Here is a 22,059-nt window from a genome sequence, read left to right on the forward strand (position 1 = left end):
TGGAGGGATTGGACGGCTCATTGCCTCATGGTTTTCAGCGCCTGCGCCCATTTGTGTAACTCTTCCAACAATATCGCACCTGAATTCTTGTGATGATCGCCCGGTAGAAAATTTTCGTTGTCATCGAAGTGGCTGGAGACATTCTGCACCGTAACAGCCTCCGTCATCGGCATCATTTTCAACGTGGTCAAAGTGAGTTTTTCTATCAGCGCGGCGCGCATGCCGCCCGAGACTCCACCATAACTGACCATGCCGGCCGGCTTGTAGTTCCATTCCTTGTAGACATAATTCAGTGCATTCAGAAGAGAAGGCGGCGGTCCGAAATTATATTCGGGTGTCACGAATACATAGGCATCGGCCGCATTGACGCTGGCGGCCCATTTCTTGGTATGCGCATGCCGGTAGTTCTGGCGGATGGGATGTTCCGGTTCATCGTATACCGGAAGATTGAATTCGGCGAGATCAACCAGTACCGCGTCAAACTTGCCATCCTGCACCGCGAGTTCGTGGAACCAGTTAGCGATGGAAGGCCCGATGCGACCGGGCCGCGTGCTGCAGATGATGGTATGAAGTTTTAGTGGCACGATTTTTTCTTGTTAAGCCAAATTCGGGCAGTTGGACGAGGTAGCTAGACTATTACAGATTGGCCGCATTTGTCCATCCAGGCTTCTTCATAGTAGCCATTTTATGTGGAATCCTCATGCAATATAGTATAATGAGATATAATGAGAATGGTTCGTATTATTGGTAACATTAGAGTTATCATGGTTATTTGGCAGCAACAAAAAATGATGCGCATGGATGCCATCAAATAATTGATTTAAATAATCATAATTTAATAAAAAATTAACTAAATAAAAATTTAGGGAGAAGAATATTGTGTCACGCCAGTCGGAATCACTAAGCAATCGCGCCGCCATTCTGCTCAAACACCCAACCCGGGTCAAGCAAAAATACTCTCGTAATTCATTTATAAAAGCCCTAAACAGGGGCTTGATCTGCTTAAGTGTAGGCGTCGCCATGGGGATCCCCCATGGCGTCTTAGCCGAGCCGGCCGCCGGTGCCGAAATTACTCCCGGTGCCGCCAGTCGCGCCTACGATATTTCTTCGGGATCATTGGAAGCAGCGCTTAATCAGTTTGCGCAACAAGCAGGCATCGACATCACGTTCAACACCGCAGAGGTGCAAGGAATGGCGGCACACGAACTGAAAGGCAGCTTCACCGAGCAAGCCGGGCTGAATCGCCTGCTGGCCGGAAGCGGTCTTGAAGCAGTGCCACAAGCTGGCGGGTATGCTGTTAAGAAATCCGCGGCGGCGCATCAACCCGCCATACTGCCTGCCGTCAATGTCACTGCACCCGCCATAACAGGCCCCACGGACGGCTACATGGCCACGAAAAGTTACAGTGCGACCCGGACGGATACCCCCTTGCGCGATGTACCGCAATCCATAACCGTGGTAACGAGAAACCTGATCAAAGATCAAAACATGCTGAGTATGGGTGACGTGGTGCGTTACGTGCCGGGTGTCGGCATCTCGCAAGGGGAAGGCAATCGGGACGCGGTGATTTTCCGCGGCAATAATTCCACAGGCGATTTCTATGTGGATGGTCTGCGCGACGATGTTCAGTATTTCCGCGATCTCTACAACATCGACCGGGTTGAAGTCCTGAAGGGTTCCAATGGCATGATTTTCGGCCGCGGCGGCGCGGGCGGCGTGATCAATCGGGTAACCAAGGAAGCCGGCTGGACGCCGATTACTGAAATTTCGGCACAGTATGGATCCTTCAGCCAGAAGCGCGTGGCGGTTGATATCAATCGAGCCATAAACGAAGTAGCCGCGTTTCGTCTCAATGCCATGTACGAGCACTCGAACAGCTTCCGCAATGGCGTGGATCTGGAGCGTGGTGGTGTCAATCCCACCGTTACCATCAAGCCCAGCGCACAAACCAAAATTGTGGTGGGGGGAGAATATTTTACCGACAACCGCGTGGGCGATCGTGGTATCCCCTCTTTTGGAACCGTATCCGGCGTGGTGGATTCGGGCCGCCCCGCCGAGACTCACCGCTCGACATTCTTCGGCGATCCGAACCGCAGCCCCAACAGTGTCAATGTTTGGGCCTTAAATTCGCTGGTCGAACACGCGTTCGACAACGGGCTCACCGTCCGCAATCGCACGCGTTATGCCAGCTATGATAAGTTTTATCAGAATGTATTTTCTAGCGGCCAGGTAAGTTCCGCGGGAACTGTACCTATCCAAGCGTATAACGATGCGACCCAGCGCGATAATATTTTCAATCAGACAGATTTTCTGTATAACCTGAACACGGGGCCGATCAAGCATGAAATCATGACCGGCGTGGAATATGGCCGCCAGGTCACGGATAATTTCCGCAACAACGGCTATTTCAATAACGTTTTTACCAACTCCGGCAGAACTTCAAGCGTATCTTTCTTCAACCCGATCAGCCTGACACCTCTTACCTTCAGGCCCGACCCCACCGGCACTGCCAGTGGCGGCTCCGCCACCGCCAATAATCATGGCGTTATCGAGGTGGTTGGCGTGTATTTGCTGGATCAGATCACGCTGCACCCTCAGCTTAAAGCGGTCCTCGGCATACGCTACGATAATTTCGATACAAAATTCCGCAACAACAACACGGGACAATCATTCCATACCAATGACGGATTGATTTCACCCAGAGCAGGCCTGATTTACAAGCCAATCGAAATGGTGTCGATTTATGGCAACTACAGTCTTGCCTACGTACCGCGCGCCGGCGACCAGCTTACCTCGCTGAGTCTTACCAACGCGTCGCTCAAACCGGAACAGTTCATGAATCTGGAGCTGGGTGCCAAGTGGGATATCCGGCCGGATCTGGCGCTTACCGCGGCATTGTATCAATTGGAGCGCAGCAATGTCATCGCTCCTGTTCCTAATGACCCTACTCAAACCATGCTGGTCGATGGCCAACGTGCCAGAGGGGCTGAAGTCGGTTTGATGGGCCGTATCACCCCGCAATGGAGCGTCATGGGGGGTTACGCCTATACGGATGCCGAGATCACGCGCGCAATCACCGGCGCGCAAGCAGGGGCGGTGGTGGCGCAAGTTCCCAAACATACCTTCTCGATGTGGAACCGCTATGATTTCGCCCCGTGGCTCGGTTTGGGGTTGGGGGTGGTTTATCGCAGCAGCATGTACGCCGCGCTTGACAATACCGTGTTATTGCCGGGTTTCACCCGACTGGATTCGGCAATGTTCGTGCGGCTCAACAAGACCTTGCGCGTCCAGGCGAATATCGAAAATATCGCCGATATCGAGTATGTGGCGTCGGCTCATAACAATAACAACATACTGCCGGGTGCGCCGCGCATTTATCGCTTGACGGTCATCGCCAACTTCTAGGTACAATCAAAATAATCCTGAATCGGGTTGTTGGAGGTGTGCGGTTTCTGGCTGCAAGACAGGTTTAGGATCATGGGAATTATCCGCTTCGCTAGGATGAGTGCGCTACGTGCCATCCATCCTAGCGGCTGCGTCGCTACTTCCCGCCGTATTCCACGATCAGCGCCAACAGTTGCTTGAAATCGATCGGCTTTGTCATATGAACATCAAACCCGGCTTCTTTTGCGAGGTTTTTATCCTTCTCCTGGCCCCATCCGGTAGCTGCAAACAGTCGCATATTCGCACCCCACGAAGCTGATCGAATTTCGCGCGCCACTTCATAACCATTGAGATAGGGCATGCCGATGTCCAATAACGCGATGTCGGGCAGAAATCGTGCCGCCTCTTCCAATGCCGCACGGCCATCGTGAACAGCTGACGTCTCATGTCCATCGCGCTGCAATAGCATGGCGATCGAGGTAGCTGCGGACGTATTATCGTCCGCAATGAGAATCCGGTATTTGGTCCGGGATGCATGGGTATCGGAATCGGGAACCGGCTGGGATTGCGACGTCATCATTGAAAGAGAATCTTGCGTCGCGATTTCCGTCGGCTTTGCCAGGGGCAAGCCAACCCGAAAGGTGCTGCCTTGCCCTAACCCCTTGCTCTCGGCCCGAGCCCAGCCGCCATGCAATTCCGCGATAGCCCGTACCAGGGCAAGCCCGATTCCCAATCCGCCCCCGGATCGATCATGTTTGGTCTGCATCTGCGAAAACATACCGAATATGCTTTCTGTGCATGACGGATCAATACCTATGCCGTTGTCTGCAACGCTTATCACTACCGAGTCCGCGGTCGCCTCGACATCCAGGGCGATCTTGCCGCCCGCGTCGGTGTATTTGGCCGCATTGGCCAGCAGATTGGAAAGAATTTGGGTAAGACGTATCGGATCGCCATACACCGCTAGCGATGGAGGCGGCATCGTTACCGACAAAGTATGATTGCCGCCATCGATAAGAGTACGCGTTGTTTCCACAGCGGAATCTATGACCGAGGCCAGGGTCAGGCACTGCTTATGAAGAATCATCCGTCCCAGCGACAGGCGTGAAATATCCAGAAGATCCCCCAGAAGAAGCTTCATGGCTTTGCACTGGCGTTGCACGATCTGCACGGCTTTTTCGCGCTCGTTGGTGCCCAGATTCGGTGATTCCAGTAACATGGCTGAGCTGTCGATCGCCGCGAGAGGATTGCGCAACTCATGCGAAAGCGTGGCGATAAATTCGTCTTTACGCCGATCCGCCTCACGCAGCTGCTCGGTAATACGCAGGTGTTCGATAAAATCGGAGGCCTGCCGCGCATAAAGGTCGAGTATGCTAAGCTCGTGTTCGGCGGGAGCATGCGGCAGACAGAAATGCGTGGAGAGCATGCCGAGCGGCTGACCATCGCGGCTGAATAAGGGTGTGGATTGAACGGCGCGGTAGCCGGCTTTATCGGCGGCGGCACGGTAAGCCGTATACCGATCGTCAGCCCGGATATCCTCGATCACCCATCGCTGCCCGCTGGCAAGCGCGCGCAAGCAGGCGCAATCTCCCTCTGCATCAATGGTTTTGAATTGGTCGATAAAATCCTGCTCAAAACCATGGTGGGCGGCAATGGTCAACAACTTGTTTACTGGATCGTACAATTGGATAAACCCCATGTCGGCGCCGAGCAAAACGACTGCTGCTCCCAATATTTCTTTCAGCGCGGCTGGCAAATCGGGGGTATTAACCATGCGCGAACTGAGTTCATGCAAACGATTAAGAGAAGAAACCTCGGCTTGAAGCTGATTCTGGACATTTCTCAGCGCCTCCTCGACCTGACCTCGCTCGCGGATTTGCTGGCGCAGTGTTTTGTTGACGTGCGACAGCGCCACGGTGCGCTCATCCACCCGCTTTTCAAGCAAGTCGCGCGCATTCATGCTTTTATTGATGGAGCACATGATGTGATAGGCTGCGGAAGCAAAGCGCGACAAACTGGTCATCAGACGGACATCTTCCCGGTCTAGCTTGCGTTCAGGTGAGTGCTGGACCACCCAAACAGTGCCGACAGGCCTGTTCTCGTCATGAAATGGCAGGATTAAAGCCTCCGCTATGGGCGGCTTGATGTGCTTCAAGGGCGCAAAATAGCTACTTGGTTCCAGGAACAGAATCGGCGAGTTTCGCTCCAGGACAATACCGCACGGACTTTCCGCATAAGCTATCCGAGCCCCTGCATTTTCCGCGAACGCCCCGGCACAGGCATGCCAGCGGAAAGCTTTGCTCTCGGATTCGAGAATGCTGACACCCGCCGATTCGGCCCGGCATAGCTCGAGAGCTACCTCTACCAATTTCTGCAAAAGATTACGCGGCTGGCTCGCAAGCTCATTCGCCAAGATCACAAGCGCGGCGTTTTCAGCCTTGAAATCCTCGGCACGAGAGGGGCGCTTGAACAACAAATCCGTTCCGAAAACATGCTCCGGAGGCAATCGGAGTGAATCGGGCGGTGGCAAGGCATTATCATTGTTAATCATTTTCACCTCCTGGCCGAAATATCGTCCTTTGGGAAATGCTATTTTTTACAATGTTCGCCTTTTATATTTTTGTCAGTTCCGTTATATACCCACGCTGAGGCCCGCTTCTGTGCGGCAGCGCGCATAATAAAAGCTAACCGGAAAAGCAATCGAAGAAAAAATTTGGCTCTTTCTTTAAGATTTAAATATAATAATTATTCTCATTATCAACGGGAATACCTCTTTCATCAGGCGAAATGATGGCGCGAAGCCCGATCCATCATCAGTAAATATCCACACTCGCCAACCGCCCGCCAGCCCGTCCTGGGCAAGCCAGCAGATTCAGTAAATATTATTCATCCCTGGATTTGAGGATGGACCTATCTATTGGGATGCAAACTGGCGGCAGCGCCTTATCAGTCATGCCGCTTCACATTGTTAAGGAAGGAAAATGGATATGATCCGTAGACATGAAAGCAGCGCGTGGTTGTTAAGTATTTTTCTTTTGATCGCGATTCCGGTCCACGCTGCCGGATACAAGCAGACCAATCTGGTTGCAAGTAAAGAAACCTACGGCGCAAGCATCGTCGATCCAAGCCTTATCAATGCCTGGGGAATTGCGATTCGCCCCGCTGGTCTGGGCGGGCATTTCTGGGTGGAAAGCAACGGTGGGGGAACGACAAACCAATTCGTTGGAGATGTAGGGGGGGTGCCCCTGTTCGCGGACGATCTTCGGCTGGTAACGGTTCCGGGTCCCGCGACGGGAAACGCGGTTTCGCCTGGAACGCCGACGGGTGTCGTATTCAACCCCGGCGCCCAATTTACTATTACCCAGGGATCGATCACCGCTCCGGCAAAGTTCATTTTCGTGACGGATACCGGCACCATTTCCGCGTGGACGGAACGCAAGAATCATGACGGCAGCTTCGATCGTCCGGCGTTCGCCAAGCTCATCGTCGACCGATCCTCGATGGATGCCCATTATTTTGGTGTTGCGATGAGCCCTGGCGATGATCGCATTCATGTGGCGAATTTCGGACCCAATGCCGGAATCCAGAGCTTTGACAGTGCGTTCGCCGAGATCGGTACACCGGGCGCGTTTGCGAATCCTTTCTCGCCCTCGGCAACCGCCCAGCCAGGCGGCTACGCGCCATTCAATATCCAGGCACTGACTGGTCCCGATGGGGCAAGCCTCTTCGTTCCCTATGCCAAAACACAGGAAAACCCCGCAAAGCCGGGACAAATTCTGGGCGGCGAAGAGGTAAGCGGCGCGGGCCTGGGGCGGCTCGCACAGTTCGACGCATCGGGTACCCTGCTGCATACGTGGGATGACCGTGGCCTGCTGAACGCTCCCTGGGGCGTTGCATTCGCGCCAGATGGCTTCGGCATCCACAGCGGCCATCTGCTGGTGGGCAATTTCGGCGATGGCACCATCGTGGCGTTTGACCCCGCCACCCATACGGCAATTGACTATCTGCGCGACGCGCAGGGCAACATCATATCAATCGACGGATTGTGGGGGCTGCAATTCGGCAACGGTGCGAGCCTCGGCAAAGCCGATGCACTTTATTTCGCGGCAGGGCCGCGCAATGAAACCGAAGGTCTCTTCGGGAAGCTCGAAGTTGCGCCGATTCCCGAACCCGAAACCTGGGCGCTGTTTGCCGCGGGCCTTGTTCTTCTCGGCTCCGTTACCAGGCGGCGTGCGCCCAGTGCCTGCAACCCGGTGAGAAGAAAGGTGGAGGTAGCGCGGTGAAACCCGCAAAAAATACCCGTGGGGGACGCGCTGCCCTTAGGCCACTTGACCCTGAATCCGCCTCCTCTTACGGCGCCATATAAATCATCCATGACACGCCAAAACGGTCGGCCACCATACCGAAGCGAGGCGAATAAAAAGTTTTGGCCAACGGCATTTGCACCTGCCCACCCTCGGCCAGCGCAGCGAACAGACGGTTGGCGTCGGCCTCGCTGGACACATTGAGCGACAATGAAAAACCTTGAAAGCTGGGCTTTCCCTGGCAGTGACCGTCGGAAGCCAGCACCGTGGTATCGCCGATGCGGAAGCTCGCATGCATCACCTTATTTTCGGAACCAGCGGGGGGCATACAGGAGCCATCGGATTTCCCGGCTTCACTGGATTCAGCGGGTTCAGGAGGCGCGTCTTTGAAGCGCATGAGCATCATTACCTCGGCACCGAGTGCGCCACGATAGAACTCCAGTGCTTCTTCGCACCGGCCATCAAAGAATAGATAAGTTTGAACTTGCATGATGTCTCCTTTCAAGATTGTGAGTAAACTTACGGAATGTCTATCCGGCTGTAATGCAACTATTGACTATTGTTTGCCGCTATCTGCGCGCGCATGCGCTCCTCCGCCTCCCTGAGCTCTGGCGTGAATTCGGCACCGAAGTCATCCGCTTCGAATACCTGGCGAATCTCGATCTCGGACTCGCCCTCCATCGGATTGGGGCAGCGCTTGACCCACTCTATTGCCTCTTCCTTCGACTTCACCTGAAACAGCCAGTAGCCGGCGATCAATTCTTTCGTCTCGGCGAAGGGTCCGTCAATTACGGTGCGTTTATCTCCGGAGAACTTGATACGGGCACCCTTCGAGCTCGGCTGAAGCCCCTCGCCCGCAAGCATCACACCGGCTTTCACCAGTTCCTCGTTGTACTTCCCCATATCCGCGAGTAGTTTCTCGCTTGGCATGACACCCGCCTCTGAGTTCTTGTCAGCTTTGACTATTACCATAAATCGCATTATCGTACCTCCATTTGGTTTCGGGTTGTGAGCCAGGCTTCCCGGACGGGCTCGGCCGGATAAACCAGGACTCTATCTTTATATCGAACGAAGACCCGCGAAATCGACAAGCCGGACATTTTTTTATCGTGTCACGGGTTCTCCGCCGAGCCGAATCTCCACGGCAGCGTAAAGACAACGGACTTTGACGGCCCTTATTTCATTCTCCGTGCCCCGGCACTTTTGCCAGATAATCGGCAAGATTGTCAAAGGACTCACTCCAGCCCCCTTCATGCGAATCACGATCTTCAACCGATTTGAAGATCGCCTGACGGAAGGTCTGCGTTGTTTTGCCGTTTTGTTCGGTGAAGCTTACCGTCACCAGCGTTTCATGGCCAGGCTTGCCTTCTGCATCCTCCCAGGCATGGGTGAAAACAAGCTGCTCAGGTTCCACGATCTTCCGATAAAAGCCCTGAACCCAATAGTCTTTCCCTTCCGGCGAGCGCATACAGACTCGCCATGCGCCGCCTGGCCGGATATCCGACTGATGAAAAGGCGTGGTGAAGCCGCGGGGACAGCACCAGTGCGCGAGATGCTCGGGCTGGGTCCAAGCGTTGAAGACCAGGCTACGCGGTGCATCGAAGATGCGAGTGATGACAAGGACCCGTTCCGCCGGTTCCGTGGCGGCATCATTTTTTTCGCTCATATTTTCTCTCCTTATCCTAAATCAGGCGGTTGCACAGGGTGAAGTGCGAAATTCCTGGAGCAGATTCATCCCAAAAGATGAAAATCAAGCGCCCCAAAGATTCTGTCCGAATTACGATTCCAGACTGACAGATCAGCGGTCAGCCCCTAGATTCAGGGTTATTTTGCAACTCGAGCAGATAATCGTCCAGACGATCAAAGCGCTGCTCCCACAAGAGCCGGTAGTGTTCGAGCCAATCCGTCGCCTCGGCGAGCGGCTTTGCCTCCAGGCGACACGGACGCCACTGCGCCGAGCGGCCGCGCACGATCAACCGGGCACGCTCCAGCACTTTAAGGTGCTTGGAAACGGCGGGCAGACTCATCTCGAAGGGCGCGGCCAACTCCTTGACAGAGGCCTCGCCCATGGCAAGGCGAGCCAGGATTGCCCGCCGGGTAGGATCGGCAAGCGCGGCGAAAGTATTGCTTAGTTGATCAGGCAGCATAAATATTAAACTAAATGGTTAATTAACCTTATGGTAAATTAACCATTTGAAAGAGATTTGTCAAGTGCGTACTTTCAAATTGCGGAAGAAGACGCAGGCTAGATTGATCAGACCAACTCTAACGAAATGCTTATTTCGCGGGCGCGAAAATCCAAGCATCGATTTCATATCCATCTGCTCTATTTCGAAGAAGAAGATTTAAGAAATACCTGTAAGTTTTTACAGCTATTCAGGAAATGGAATCTACTGTCCAATGGCTGAGTCGTTCAATCCCTTCTCAGGCGGGAAAACAGCGTCGATTTCTGTCCTTGCTTATATAACCGTCCTGCTTCCGGCGGCACCAATAAGTACGGCAGGCGGGCGCGGATTGACGACACACCTTCATAACCATCCACACCATGAAGAGTAAATATGTTGGACGGATTTATGGTTTCACCTCAGTTTTTAGGAGCAACGGTTTCCTCGCAGCAACGCACTCAAGATCACACCCGTTAATTTCAATAAGGAGTGAATTCGAAATGAAACAAGGATCATTAATTGTTGTGGGTTCAGGCATCAAAAGCGTCGGGCATCTCACCATCGAGACTCAAGGCTGGATTAAATACTCCGATGTGGTCCTTTATTGCGTGGCCGACCCGGCCACCGAAATCTGGATCAAGGAAAATAGCCGGTACAGTATCGATCTGTATCAATTCTATGGCAACGATAAGCGCCGTCTAGACACCTACCATGACATGGCAGATGAAATGCTCAAGTATGTGCGCCGGGGAAAAGACGTCTGCGGTGTATTTTATGGGCATCCGGGCGTATTTGTTTATCCCTCGCATCGAGCGGTGCAAATTGCCCGTTCGGAGGGCTACAAGGCGGCAATACTTCCGGCGATTTCAGCGCTGGATTGTCTCTATGCGGATGTGGGCGTCGACCCGTCTTCCAAGGGCTCGCAAACCGTCGAAGCCACCGACTTGCTCCTTCGCAAACGGCGCTTGAATACGGATGGCCATGTGGTGGTCTGGCAGATCGGCTGTGTCGGTGATCTCGGATTCAATTTCGCGGGATACGATAATCGCAATCTGAATATCCTGGTGGATTATCTCGAATCCTACTACGACAAGGATCATGAAGTCGTCCACTACCAGGGATCACAGTATCCGATGTGCCCCTCCGTGGTTGAAAGAATGCCGCTCGGTGCCTTGAGAAAGGCAAATGTCACCGGCATTTCGACACTCTATATCCCTCCGCAGGACGAGATTGAAACCGATATCGAAATGGCGCGCAGCCTGGGGCTGGTTATCAAAAAACCTAAACCGGCCGCAGAGACGACAGAGAATCAGCCCAAACCGGCTGTTGCGGCGAAAGCCGACGAGAAAAAACCACCACAACCCGCCACGAATGGGAGCCGGTATTTCCCCTCTCCCGAACACAGCGGACTCGCCACGTTCATCTCGTATGTTTCGGAAAACCCGCTCATCCTCGCAGAGTTCAACCGCAATCCCGAACTGACGGCGGCGATCCACGCCAACCTGACCATTCCGGAAAGAGATGCCTTATTAAGCCGTCACTCGGGGCGAATCCGGATGGCGATCAAACAATCCCACTGGAGCGATGATCGGGTAAAGGCAATCGACGCCACCCAGAAATTGTATGCCGAACAATCGGTGGCAGAAAAAGCAGATACTCCGGCGGGCAAGGCGAAAGCGCTGAACGCGGCTTAGCGAAACGTCCTGAAGTTCTTTCCGGTTCATTCAAATCCATCAAGAATAAGGAGAACAAGTCATGTCAAATGGAAATCAGCAATCGTTTAACGATGCACAACGGTTTTTGCAGGATGTCTTGATCACGCCGACGCTGGCTCAAAGTTATCAGGAAGCAGGCCAGCAAGCCCAGAGCCAGTCGAACCCGGGCAGCCTCACTACATGGCTGCTGGGCCAGGGCTACAATACCACGCCCACCCAGATAGTGCAGGCGCAGGAACAAATGCAGGATACACAGTTGGCATACTGGACCGGCACGTATGGCACCACATCGTTGAAGAAATCGGATGGAACGTATGTATTGGGACCGCCACTGGTCATCGTGGATAACACAATCGTCCTGCTCGATAACGTCGCGGTTACCAATTTCAAATTTACAAACAAGACCCTGACCTGGGGATCGGGCAACAACTCGGCCGGCAACATTACATTCGGAGAAGTCCCAGCTGTTACTTCGAATGCCAATCCTCCGACAGGGTATACCGGCAAATTATTCAGCGGTACGCTCCAGCAGAACCAATGTGCCCCCAGCACGGCAGCCCTGGTTTACAGCGGGCAAATCGGGCCCATCACTTCTTTTCCGCTCGACAACTGGTCAGGCAACTATGGACAGGCATCGATCAAGCAGGCGGATGGCACGTATGCCAAGGGGCCGGCGCTGATCGTTCAAAGCGCCACGGTCGTCATCCTGGATCAGACGCCCATCAAGAATTTCACCTACTGCTCGGTGGGTAATTTGTTGAGCTGGGGGCTGGATTCAAATGCGACCGCGGGCAGTATTTCTTTTAGCCGGATCACTACGCCCACATCCACGGGCTATGTCGGCCCCACCTTTTATGGAACCTTGCAGCAATCTTCCGGCGCCACGGCCTTGCAGTACAGTGGTGTTCTTTCAACGCCGACATCGCTAGCTGATTGGATCGGCGTCTATGGACAGACGACCATTACCGAAGCGAGCGGCTCCTATACGGCGGGACCGCCGCTTACCGTAATCGGCAACACCCAGGTCACGTTGAGCGGCGCAAATCTGCAAAACTTCAATTACGACGTCAATACCAACGTCCTGACGTGGCCCATCACGGGTAACAATACCGCGGGCAAGATTACCTTCGTACGCATCACCACGCCCACCTCGGCCGGCTATGTCGGAAGTTCTTTCAACGGTACATTGCAGCAATCCGCAACGGCCACGGCGCTCCCGTTCTCAGGCATTCTCGGCCAGCCGTATTCAGGTGGAGGGGGCTATCAGGAAACGACCCTGCAAAAGGTCTTTACCATCGCAGGCTATGTAATGACGGTGCTTGGCGCAATCCAGTTCATATACCTGGGTGTCAAAATTGCGCAATGGGCATGGGGGAAAATATCGGCATGGCGAAATGCGGCGGAAGATGTCGACCCCGGCCTGAATGACGGCGTGCCCCAACCCGACGCAAATCCGGGACCGGAGATCAATCCCGACAATCCGCCACCGGAAAATACCACCACCGACACAACCACGGACACCAATGCCGAACCTGTCACCACTACGGATACGACAACGGACGTGACCACCGAAGTGACGACCGAAGTCACCACGGAGGTGACCACTGAAGTCACCACGGAGGTGACCACTGAAGTGACGACGGAAGTAACGACTGAGGTGACCACCGAAGTAACGACCGAGGTAACGACTGAAGTCACCGAAGTCGTCACAGAAGTGGCGGTCGAGGTAGTCGAGGTTATCGTCGCGCTCGAAGAGGAAGAACCAAAAAAGAAATAATCTAACCGAAGCATGGCCGCTGCCTGGTCGCAAGCGAGGCAGCGGCGGTTTCTGCCCACATCAATTTCTGATTAAAAACCTGTCATGAATTTAGCTGTCGTTGAATACGACACCCGCAAATACGATTTCCGCGCGTGGGCCTCGTCGGTATTGGGCTTCGGACCTCTTGAGAATATTCATGAGCGAGCCGATCTGCAGGCGCATACCAGTGTGATCGCGCAAATCAACGCCTGCCGTGCCGAATTGTCCAGCGGCTTTGGCCATTGCAAGCCGATTTATGTGGAATACATCCAATCGGTCATCGCCCCGCTGTATGGCGGCATCAAGTCATATCAGATTCCCCCGTCTTTCCGTTTTCATTTCAGCGGAAAAGGAAGCAGTGCATTTCATCGGGACAGGGACTACGGCGTCAATCCGGCTCATCTCAACGTCTGGATACCGTTTACACGGGTCTGGGGCTCCAACAGCATCTGGATTGAAAGCGAAGAGGGGCTGGGCGATTTCTCGCCGGTCGAACTCGAATACGGGCAGGCCCTCATCTTCGATGGCCCCAACCTTTGTCATGGGAGCGTCTGGAATGATACCCCCTCCTCCCGCATCAGCATGGATCTCAGATTTTCTCCATGCCGTGCCCGGGATTAGAGAAAAGATCATTGCCGCGTAAGTCGAGTGGCGCGTCACATCCGAGTGATTCAATCATGGATACAGAATAGCTTCTTGCCCGATGCGTCGATTTTTCCAATGACTCAGGATTATTCACAACGGTTGCGCGCAATGCTGGGCGCAACCGAAATTGATCAGGCTGGCAAAGCGTAACCTGACAATCCAACGGAGCCGTGGTTACACCAGTTCCGGGTTCATCGACCTCACCACCACAAGTCCTTTTCCGAAGGCGCATGATCCCCCGCCTCCGCCGTAGCCATGTTAGCGCGGCGGGCATCGGCGAACCGTGCCAACCCTATCCTGACCTGTTCATCCACCCACTGCACAAATTTCGGATGTGGCGCAAATCCGCTGCCCAGATCGTATTCAAGGCCCGAAAGAAATTTGTCTTCGGGGCCTTGTCCGGTAGTTCGCGCCGGAATGACGATCGCTCTTCCACCTTCCTTTTTTGCGTCCTCCACCATCGCACGAATTTTGTCCACCCACGGTGCACGTTTATCGGGCCAGTCTTCGCGCCAGGTTGCCACCCTGATGGCGTGAAATCCCTTGCCGTCGGCTCCGCGCATCTGCTCCGCGATGTCTTCCAGTGCTCCGATCCACAGTTTATTCTGATGATCGCCGCCGGAACCGTGCGCGACCAGAATGACTGTATCACGCGCGGGATTTTTGGATAACCGGTGTGCCCGGTCAAGCAATACGGCTGCAAAGAGGGGATTGGCGCCGATGCCACCCGCCGTTTGAATCGGCAGGCTGGTGCGGATGCGGGGAGCCGGCGCGGTGACCACCGAACCATGCCCATGATGATGACCATGACTATGCCCGGCATTGACGTCGTCACTGTCCCGTACCGCGCCTTCCACATCCAGCCCGGCCATACGTTCGACCGACTGGCGGAAGCTCTCCTCCATGGCAAACACACGCACGATCACCGCTGCTTTTGCACCGCGCTGCTCCAGCTTGCGAAGTGCGCGTTCGATCGTCGGCTGATCCGCCATGGAAAATGCGAATTCGATTTTGTAACGTTTCATCAGCGGCTGTACCGCCTCACGCATGGTCTCGTTCCAATGGAAATCGGAGCCATGGGACAGAAACACAACACCAATGTCTTCATTGGCAAGCGGTTGGCTCCGATTGGCCTCGCGTTGCATCCAGGTAGCCAGATTTCTGACGGCCGGATTGGCGTCTTCACCGGCATTGGTGCCGGCGCCGACATCGGAACCGCTATCGGCCAGGAGCGTGGCGCCGGGCGGCAGCATCCGCCCAAGCCTCCCATCGAACGACATCATGCTGTCGAACCTGGGGCCGAAATGGAACGGCACCACCACGGTTCTACCTTTGCCGCCATTTCCATCCGCAGCGTCGGTCAATCCTTGTTTTAGCCTGGCAGTACGCTTCTCCGCATCTTCGTCTTTCTTGTCGTAGCCAATCAGCACATCGACTGAAGGAAAACCAAAGCCGGCGGATGCTTTCTCCACAATGCGTTTCCAGTCCGTCTGCAGCGCCTGCTCGCTGTCATTATCGACAGCGCCATAGCCAACAACCACGACGCGGGTTTCCGCAGGCTCCCGGATGGCACGGAATTTATCGGCCAGATCTTCGACCGCAAAAAAGCTTTCACCATAAACACGCGCATGGAAAATAGGCACATCCGGTCTTTCCTTTTCCAGCAACTGGCGGACGAGCCAATACTGCGGCGCCGCGGCGGAGATAAACAAGGGAATGACCACGATGCGCTCGGCGCCCTTCCCCAATAGCCTATCTACACCGGTGCGGAGATATTTCTGCGTACGCTCGTCAGTGGCAAATATCAGCGACGCGTTGCGTCCCTTCGCAAATAGCTGGAAGCTGTCGATAATCTCTTCATTGCCAAGGAAACCGCGATCCGCCGCCACTACCAGAAAGCCGGTTTGCCTGTCCTTTCCGCTCAAGATTTCCCCCGCAAAACCCGGTCTGATCGACGCGGCAGTCAGCAGGACCATCAGCGCGAAGCGATAACAACTTTTAAGCGATAGATATTTTTGCGGGTTCAAGCCCGCCAGGAAAGCGAAGGCTAAGTGGTGTGGAAAATAAATGGGGATCATGTATTAAACCAAAAGGGATCAGTTTCCGAAATTAGGATGATACTCGCAGAGCCGGGAAGCGCATAAGAATTCCATGATAAGCATCTATAGAGGTTCCATGGCCATCTATCGGACTTGAAGAATCGAAGTAAAAAATGGCTGGGTAAGGATAGATTTTGACGACCAATAGTCACTCTATCGGACGAAACAGCGGTGAAAGTATGGACCGGCCAGCCGTTTTTGCGGCCGATTTCCTTTGAATCCCACTGGCTGCGTCGCTCAATGAAGACTTGCTGGAATACCGGAAAATCGCGCAACCAACCCGCCGGCGTCCATGCCCGCTCTGCCGGCCATATATATCGCCGCCTGGATATCGAAGCTGTCGGATGCGGGATGCATGACAAGGAGATGAAGATGGTGGGCGATTGCCGACTGCATAGCGGGATCGGGCGGACGCTGCCGCCTGGAGGTAAGCCATGACAAGGCCGCCAGTAGCAGACTGACCGAAGGTTTATCCTGGTCGTTTCTGAAATTCTTCATATCGGGAGTAATCCGGACGCATCGTTAATTTAAAGATCTGCCATATGGCAGGAAAACTGAATACCTCGCCTGTCTGCAGGATATCGTTATTCCCATTTAGCGAGCTACCGCCCCGCATTGTGAATGATATTAACGATAATGATAATGATTGTCAATTCCATTAACGTAATCCGGCCAGTCCGGATATTTCACTGGATCGTGGGACGATGGCACTCACGACGCCTATGCGATATTCCGCACAGACCCGGATGTGGAGGACAGATATATTGTGCATTTGCATCCATCAAATCGTTTAATCAAGGAAGGCCATATGAATACCAATGACATGCAATCGTGTATTGATGCCTGCACTCAATGCCACCAGATCTGTCTGGAAGCAGCCATGAACCATTGTCTCGAAACAGGCGGCAAACACGTTGAAGCCGGGCATTTCCGCCTAATGATAAACTGTGCGGAGATGTGTCAGACCTCGGCTAATTTCATGTTGAGTGGGTCGGATTTCAGCAATCAAGTCTGTGCAATTTGTGCCGAGATTTGCGAAGCCTGCGCCGACAGCTGCGAGGAAACAGGCGATATGGAAAATTGTGTTGCAGCCTGCCGCAAATGCGCCGGGAGTTGCCGTGAGATGTCAGGCGCCCCCTAACTCGGATAGCGTTGCAGGAATACGCCGGCTGCGGATTCATACAAACTGCGATTGATTTTATCGCTCAGGAAGCATAGCAAAGCGATCTCCTCTTTCAGCTTATGCCCAGACCGGTGTCTCCCCGTCACAGCGCGGTCTCGCCACCCGTTATTACCAAGAACAGCAAGCAGCCACGTCTATTTGATCCTGAGCGGAAGGAATACATCCGCGCCCTGTGAATAGCTAATACCGGTCAAGCGGCGCGGGTCCTTCTCCGGGATGCTCGTTTGTAATGTCTTTATGTGGCTCAGACCCGGTTATCGCCTTTGCTTCCTCACGCGTCTCCTGCTTTTTGGTCGCGCGATCTTCTATTTTCTCCTCAGCGCGGTTGCCATGTGTCTCGTCGGCGACGACACCACTTTCATCCGCCGATGGGTCAGTTGGCTGCCCAGGCGATGGATCCGCTTTATTTTTCGAGGGATTCTTCATCATCATTCTCCTGTCTTATCTTCAATCTTGATAAGTTTACCGTCTTCCCCGACCTCGATTTTCCGTGGGAACTGGCTCCCGCCGGTATCACGCGCCTCCGCTTCATCATGGCGGCACGTGGCCCTGATTTCACCTTTAGTAACCGCCTCCACCGGAACCCGAGCTGCCGCCGGAGCTGGAGCCGCTGCCTGTTCCCATGCCGCTGTCTGAGCCGCCTGCTCCGGGCCGGGGCTTGGTTTCTCCGCGCCGGTCCATATCGGTATCCTTCTTCATCCCTTTCTTTTCGTATCCCTGCCCTTGCTCATAAGGCTTGGTGGGTTGCGCGCCTGAGGTTGAGCCGCTTTGCCCTGACATGCCGCCCTGCCCTTGCTGCTCCTGCCTCGGTTGTCCGGTCATACCGCCTTGAGCGTATGCCGCCCCGGTCGCACCTAAACTGATGGTAAATACGGTAACGGCAATGGATTGGGCAATCCTGGTTCCTGATGTCCTAAATTTTTTCATGGAAAACTCCTTTAAGTAAATGAAGTGGCGAAAGAAAGAAAGAGGTGAAGATGGCCATTTCTATTGTCTTTGGGGACATGATTATCTCTGGTGATGACAGCTTGGATAATTTGCCGTTAACCGGCAAATGGCTGCGCATTTGTTGCGACCAAAGCTACCCTTGTCGACTATCTGCGTCTGTTCGATAACTCACATTCGAAATTCTGCTCAAGTCGATAGTCTGGCAGGCCAACTCGATAACCTTTCCAGCAAGCGAAAGGCAGGCCGAATCTAACTTTAGTCAGCTCAGAAGGTGCGAGTACGGTGGAGTTCACCGTATTACGCCAGAATACTTAATGGATGTAGCCAATGAAATCGCGTGGCGCGTAGATACGAGACGGTTTAGCGAGAAAGAACGTCTTGATAATCTATTTATGAAGATCTTTAAAAACGAACTTTCCAGAGGGTGGCGAGGATACAATCAAGGGCATCACTGCGCGATGAAAATATTGATGGCTAGGGCGATCCAGGATATTCCGATATTTGAGAATCCTGCTTTAGTTGATAGCCGGTTAACGGAATTTTGAGAATCTCACGGCTCGGTATGAAGCCAAAGCCTGCATGTTTGTTGCGATGCAAGAATTAAAGGTATGGGTATTCATTGATCCGATACTTTAAAATACTAAACCTCCCTGAACATAACTAGATTATTTGATGAGCTCGTCACAACGATCGCAGAAGGTAGAAAAACTGGGCGAACAAATCCGTGTCACCGTCGAGCAAGGAACTACCGTGCCGGAGGAGGCGGATTGGCTCTATACAGCGAAGCGATCATTTCCTTCAGGAGCTTGAAATCCACCGGCTTCGTCAGATGATGATCGAAACCGGCATCCTCCGACTGTCGGCGGTCTTCTTCCTGGCCCCAGCCGGTCAGGGCGACCATCGTGATGCTGTCATATCTCGGCTGCTCTCGAATACGGCGCGCCACCTCATAACCGTTCATCCCCGGCATGCCTATGTCCATCAGAATTACATTTGGCTGGTAATCAGGGAGTGCCGCCAGCGCCGCCGGGCCGCTATTGACAACCCGGACGTTAATACCCGTTGACTCAAGAAGCATGGAAAGAACCTCGGCCGCGTCATGATTGTCGTCGACCACCAGGATACGCAGGCCCTTCGTCGGAGAAGGCAGTTGCTCCGGTTCGGCGCTTTTTGCGCGAGCGGATACCTCCGACAAAGGCAGGCGCACGATAAATTCGCTGCCCCGGTCCTTTCCTTCGCTGATGGCTTCAATAGTACCGCCGTGCATTTGCAGCAGGCGGTAAACCAGGTTGAGTCCGATACCCAGCCCCTCCTGAGCTCCGATACCCTGGCGTCGCTCCTGTGCAAACATATCGAATAATCGAGGCAGCATGCCGGCCAGAATACCGATACCGTTGTCGCGTACGGATACCACGGCGCTCCCCCCTTCCTGGCGGGCGGTCAACCAGATCTGCCCACCCTCTTCCGTGTAGCGGGCCGCATTGTTGAGCAAATTGGTAAACACCTGCTCCAGACGCACAATGTCCGCGAGCACAATCAACGGCGTTTCTGGAATGAATACGCTCAGTTTATGCCCCCTTTCGTTAATCAATGGCATGCTCGCTTCCACCGCATTGCGCAGTACGACGGCCAAAGCGATTGGCGCCGGCCGCAGCTCGATTTTTCCACTGGTGATGCGCGATATCTCCAGTAGATCGTCCACCAGCCGGATCATATAGTTGACCTGCCGGTTTATGACCGGCAGCAGACGGGGAAGCGCAGTAATGCCATCCGGTCGCGCGATGAGCGCCAGCGCATTGGAAATTGGCGCAAGCGGGTTGCGCAGTTCATGTGCCAGCGTGGCCAGGAACTCATCCTTGCGGCGGTCGGTTTCCCGTAATGCCGTTTCCGCATTGACGGTATCGGTGATATCTATCGATATGCCGACATGTCCCGCATACTCATCGGTGGCAGTAAACCAGGGCAGCGCGTAGGATTCCAGCCAGCGCCACTCGCCTTTCGCAGTCTTGATCCGCACGCGCTGCCGGAAACGCGAGCGATCATGCAACGCCTGTTCGAACGCCGCCACATAACCTGTTATGTCATCCGGGTGAATAATCGAATGCCAGCCGGTAGGCATCAGATCCTCCGCAGCGACACCGATCATCTCTACAAACCGCTGATTAACATAAACCTTGTTCCCATGCACATCCACCTGCCAGGTCAATGCGGGTGAAGCTTCCGCCATGGCGCGAAACCGCGCTTCGCTCTCGCGCAGGCTCTGCTCGACGCGCTTGCGCCTGGTTATATCAATCACATATTCTACGCCCTCATGCTCGCTGATTTGCTTCGCGGCGAGCAAGGCCCACCAGCGCGAGCCATCCTTGCGGAAGAATTCCTTCTCATAGGGGGTGGTGCGTCCAGTGGCCTTGAACTCCTCGATAGCCCGCAGCGAAATCGAAGTCCATTCCGGGGGTGTCATCTCATCGCAGCGCAACTGTTCCGCCTTCTCGTCGTCGCGGCTGAGACCGCTCATCGTCAGGAACGCATCATTGGCTTGGGTAATCTGGCCTTCAGTATTCAGGAAAATGATGCCGACCGTATCGATTTCCAATGCGCGGCGAAAACGTTCCTCGCTCTCACGCAACGCGTTTTCGGCACTTTTGCGCTTTTGCACGTGAGCGGTAACGTCGATGCCATGGCCCAGAATGTACTGGCAGGCGCCATGTTCGTCGAAAATGGGTAGGTAACTGACGTCGACAAAGCGCTCTTCCGATTGTCCGCCCGGCGTGCGTATGACTTTCACCGGCTGTTCGAATCCTACGAATGGCTCGCCGGAAGCCATCACCTGAATGAGGCTGTGCTGGATACCGTCGTGTGCCGCCTCCGGAAGCGCTTCGAAGGCCGGGCGGCCGAGCAGCTCGCGGTGACCGACAAGTTGATAGAACGCCTCATTGGCAAACTCAAAAACGAACTCCGGTCCCTTGAGTACGTACAGAAATGACGGCGCGTTACGAAATACCTCTTCGAACAACTGAATCCGTTGTGCTTGCAGCGCTCCATGCAGACGGATACGCTCCGCTTCGAGCGCGCGCGCACGGACCAGTTCGGTCGTCTCGTTTATCGTTACCAGTATCCCGCCCGGCATGCCTGTATCCACGTTATCTCCATGATTGGAGGCGTCGCCGGGGATGGGGCTGTAGGTAAGTTTGAAAAACCCCTCTTTGAGCACCCCGCTGCGTTTAACGGTAAGAGGTTGATCATCAAAGATAAACGATTCGTGGCGCTGCATCACGCCTTCGCACACCGGCGCGAGGAAATCCCATACCTCCGGCCAGAACTCACCGACTGGCTGACCCAGGCAGGCGGGATGCTCGGTACCCATCCAATCCCGGCAACGGTCGTTATAGATCTGTATGAGTTTTGGCCCCCAAAACAATATGGCGGGTGACGGCAGCAACAGTATGATATTGAGCGCAATCTGGAGGTTGGACGGCCATGTATGGATGGACCCCAGGCCTGATTCAGTCCAGTCGTGGGCATAAATGATCTCGCCCATTTCGCTGCCGCGCAGCCAGCCCGGGATTTCCGGCTTATTCATGAATATTCATTCCTGTGTTCTTGATGAAGGATTTCTGTGAGCGATGACACAGGAAATAATGCTTCCGTAAATCGTTCTCATTTGGTGTTTAGATTAGCACAATTTTACTGGGTATCTTCCATCGGTCAAGCAGGAGACTCCCGGTTCGATGCTTCATTGACCTGAATATAAATAGGGTTATACTCTTAAAAATAATTATTGGGCCAGACGTTTGTTACTATTTATGTAACAAGCCGAT

At 54.0% G+C, this 22,059-nt stretch carries 18 protein-coding genes; 6 read left to right on the plus strand and 12 right to left on the minus strand.

Annotated features, from left to right (window positions below; all coding sequences use genetic code 11):
* Nucleotides 1-17 precede the first annotated feature (17 nt).
* Entirely contained in the window at nt 18-584 is a 567-nt protein-coding gene (locus tag SQ11_RS13745) for an NADPH-dependent FMN reductase (protein WP_041514713.1), read from the minus strand.
* Between the two features lie 436 nt (nt 585-1,020).
* On the opposite strand from SQ11_RS13745, the gene SQ11_RS13750 reads away from it, so the two are divergent.
* On the plus strand, nt 1,021-3,405 hold the full coding sequence (locus tag SQ11_RS13750) for a TonB-dependent siderophore receptor (RefSeq protein WP_232298012.1): 2,385 nt from the start codon (nt 1,021-1,023) through the stop codon (nt 3,403-3,405).
* 136 nt (nt 3,406-3,541) lie between these two features.
* On the opposite strand, the gene SQ11_RS16555 is transcribed toward SQ11_RS13750, so the two are convergent.
* Nucleotides 3,542-5,935 (minus strand): ATP-binding protein, encoded by a 2,394-nt coding sequence (locus SQ11_RS16555; protein ID WP_052494264.1) that lies wholly within the window; start codon nt 5,933-5,935, stop codon nt 3,542-3,544.
* 436 nt (nt 5,936-6,371) lie between these two features.
* Here SQ11_RS16555 and SQ11_RS17910 point away from each other — a divergent pair, with 436 nt between their 5' ends.
* Nucleotides 6,372-7,667, plus strand: a complete 1,296-nt coding sequence (locus tag SQ11_RS17910; RefSeq protein WP_052494265.1) for a TIGR03118 family protein — start codon at nt 6,372-6,374, stop codon at nt 7,665-7,667.
* A gap of 67 nt (nt 7,668-7,734) precedes the next feature.
* Here SQ11_RS17910 and SQ11_RS13765 read toward each other — a convergent pair whose 3' ends face one another.
* The 4 genes from SQ11_RS13765 to SQ11_RS13780 all read right to left on the minus strand — a co-directional run bounded on the left by SQ11_RS13765 (nt 7,735) and on the right by SQ11_RS13780 (nt 9,835).
* Complete coding sequence (locus SQ11_RS13765; RefSeq protein ID WP_041514715.1) at nt 7,735-8,178, minus strand: VOC family protein; 444 nt, start codon at nt 8,176-8,178, stop codon at nt 7,735-7,737.
* Nucleotides 8,179-8,237: 59 nt separating this feature from the next.
* On the minus strand, nt 8,238-8,669 hold the full coding sequence (locus tag SQ11_RS13770) for a YciI family protein (RefSeq protein WP_041514716.1): 432 nt from the start codon (nt 8,667-8,669) through the stop codon (nt 8,238-8,240).
* Nucleotides 8,670-8,868: 199 nt separating this feature from the next.
* Nucleotides 8,869-9,354: an SRPBCC domain-containing protein gene (locus SQ11_RS13775; protein ID WP_052494266.1), complete on the minus strand. Its 486-nt coding sequence runs from the start codon at nt 9,352-9,354 to the stop codon at nt 8,869-8,871.
* A 139-nt stretch (nt 9,355-9,493) separates the two neighbouring features.
* On the minus strand, nt 9,494-9,835 hold the full coding sequence (locus tag SQ11_RS13780) for a helix-turn-helix transcriptional regulator (protein WP_041514717.1): 342 nt from the start codon (nt 9,833-9,835) through the stop codon (nt 9,494-9,496).
* A 518-nt stretch (nt 9,836-10,353) separates the two neighbouring features.
* On the opposite strand from SQ11_RS13780, the gene SQ11_RS13785 reads away from it, so the two are divergent.
* The 3 genes from SQ11_RS13785 (at nt 10,354) to SQ11_RS13795 (ending at nt 13,987) form a co-directional block, all read left to right on the plus strand.
* Entirely contained in the window at nt 10,354-11,547 is a 1,194-nt protein-coding gene (locus SQ11_RS13785; RefSeq protein ID WP_052494267.1) for an SAM-dependent methyltransferase, read from the plus strand.
* A 61-nt stretch (nt 11,548-11,608) separates the two neighbouring features.
* Complete coding sequence (locus SQ11_RS17360) at nt 11,609-13,345, plus strand: hypothetical protein (protein WP_041514718.1); 1,737 nt, start codon at nt 11,609-11,611, stop codon at nt 13,343-13,345.
* A gap of 84 nt (nt 13,346-13,429) precedes the next feature.
* A complete protein-coding gene (locus tag SQ11_RS13795; RefSeq protein ID WP_041514719.1) occupies nt 13,430-13,987 on the plus strand; it encodes a hypothetical protein in 558 nt (185 codons plus the stop codon).
* Nucleotides 13,988-14,211: 224 nt separating this feature from the next.
* Here the strand turns inward: SQ11_RS13795 and SQ11_RS13800 are convergent, their stop codons facing one another.
* The 5 genes from SQ11_RS13800 to SQ11_RS13815 all read right to left on the minus strand — a co-directional run bounded on the left by SQ11_RS13800 (nt 14,212) and on the right by SQ11_RS13815 (nt 18,220).
* Nucleotides 14,212-16,089, minus strand: a complete 1,878-nt coding sequence (locus SQ11_RS13800) for a CbiX/SirB N-terminal domain-containing protein (RefSeq protein ID WP_052494268.1) — start codon at nt 16,087-16,089, stop codon at nt 14,212-14,214.
* 258 nt (nt 16,090-16,347) lie between these two features.
* Nucleotides 16,348-16,608 carry a hypothetical protein gene (locus tag SQ11_RS13805; protein WP_041514720.1) on the minus strand — a complete coding sequence of 87 codons (261 nt, stop codon included), beginning with the start codon at nt 16,606-16,608 and terminating at the stop codon, nt 16,348-16,350.
* Nucleotides 16,609-16,900: 292 nt separating this feature from the next.
* Nucleotides 16,901-17,038 (minus strand): hypothetical protein, encoded by a 138-nt coding sequence (locus SQ11_RS17365; RefSeq protein WP_156972514.1) that lies wholly within the window; start codon nt 17,036-17,038, stop codon nt 16,901-16,903.
* Between the two features lie 435 nt (nt 17,039-17,473).
* Nucleotides 17,474-17,725, minus strand: a complete 252-nt coding sequence (locus tag SQ11_RS13810) for a hypothetical protein (RefSeq protein ID WP_156972515.1) — start codon at nt 17,723-17,725, stop codon at nt 17,474-17,476.
* 129 nt (nt 17,726-17,854) lie between these two features.
* Nucleotides 17,855-18,220 (minus strand): hypothetical protein, encoded by a 366-nt coding sequence (locus SQ11_RS13815; protein ID WP_041514722.1) that lies wholly within the window; start codon nt 18,218-18,220, stop codon nt 17,855-17,857.
* A 335-nt stretch (nt 18,221-18,555) separates the two neighbouring features.
* On the opposite strand from SQ11_RS13815, the gene SQ11_RS17915 reads away from it, so the two are divergent.
* Nucleotides 18,556-18,786 carry a hypothetical protein gene (locus SQ11_RS17915; RefSeq protein WP_041514723.1) on the plus strand — a complete coding sequence of 77 codons (231 nt, stop codon included), beginning with the start codon at nt 18,556-18,558 and terminating at the stop codon, nt 18,784-18,786.
* 200 nt (nt 18,787-18,986) lie between these two features.
* Here the strand turns inward: SQ11_RS17915 and SQ11_RS13825 are convergent, their stop codons facing one another.
* Nucleotides 18,987-21,821, minus strand: a complete 2,835-nt coding sequence (locus SQ11_RS13825) for a PAS domain S-box protein (protein ID WP_041514724.1) — start codon at nt 21,819-21,821, stop codon at nt 18,987-18,989.
* Nucleotides 21,822-22,059 lie beyond the last annotated feature (238 nt).

Origin of the sequence: Nitrosospira sp. NpAV (genome assembly GCF_000832065.1) — a bacterium.
Taxonomy (GTDB): domain Bacteria; phylum Pseudomonadota; class Gammaproteobacteria; order Burkholderiales; family Nitrosomonadaceae; genus Nitrosospira.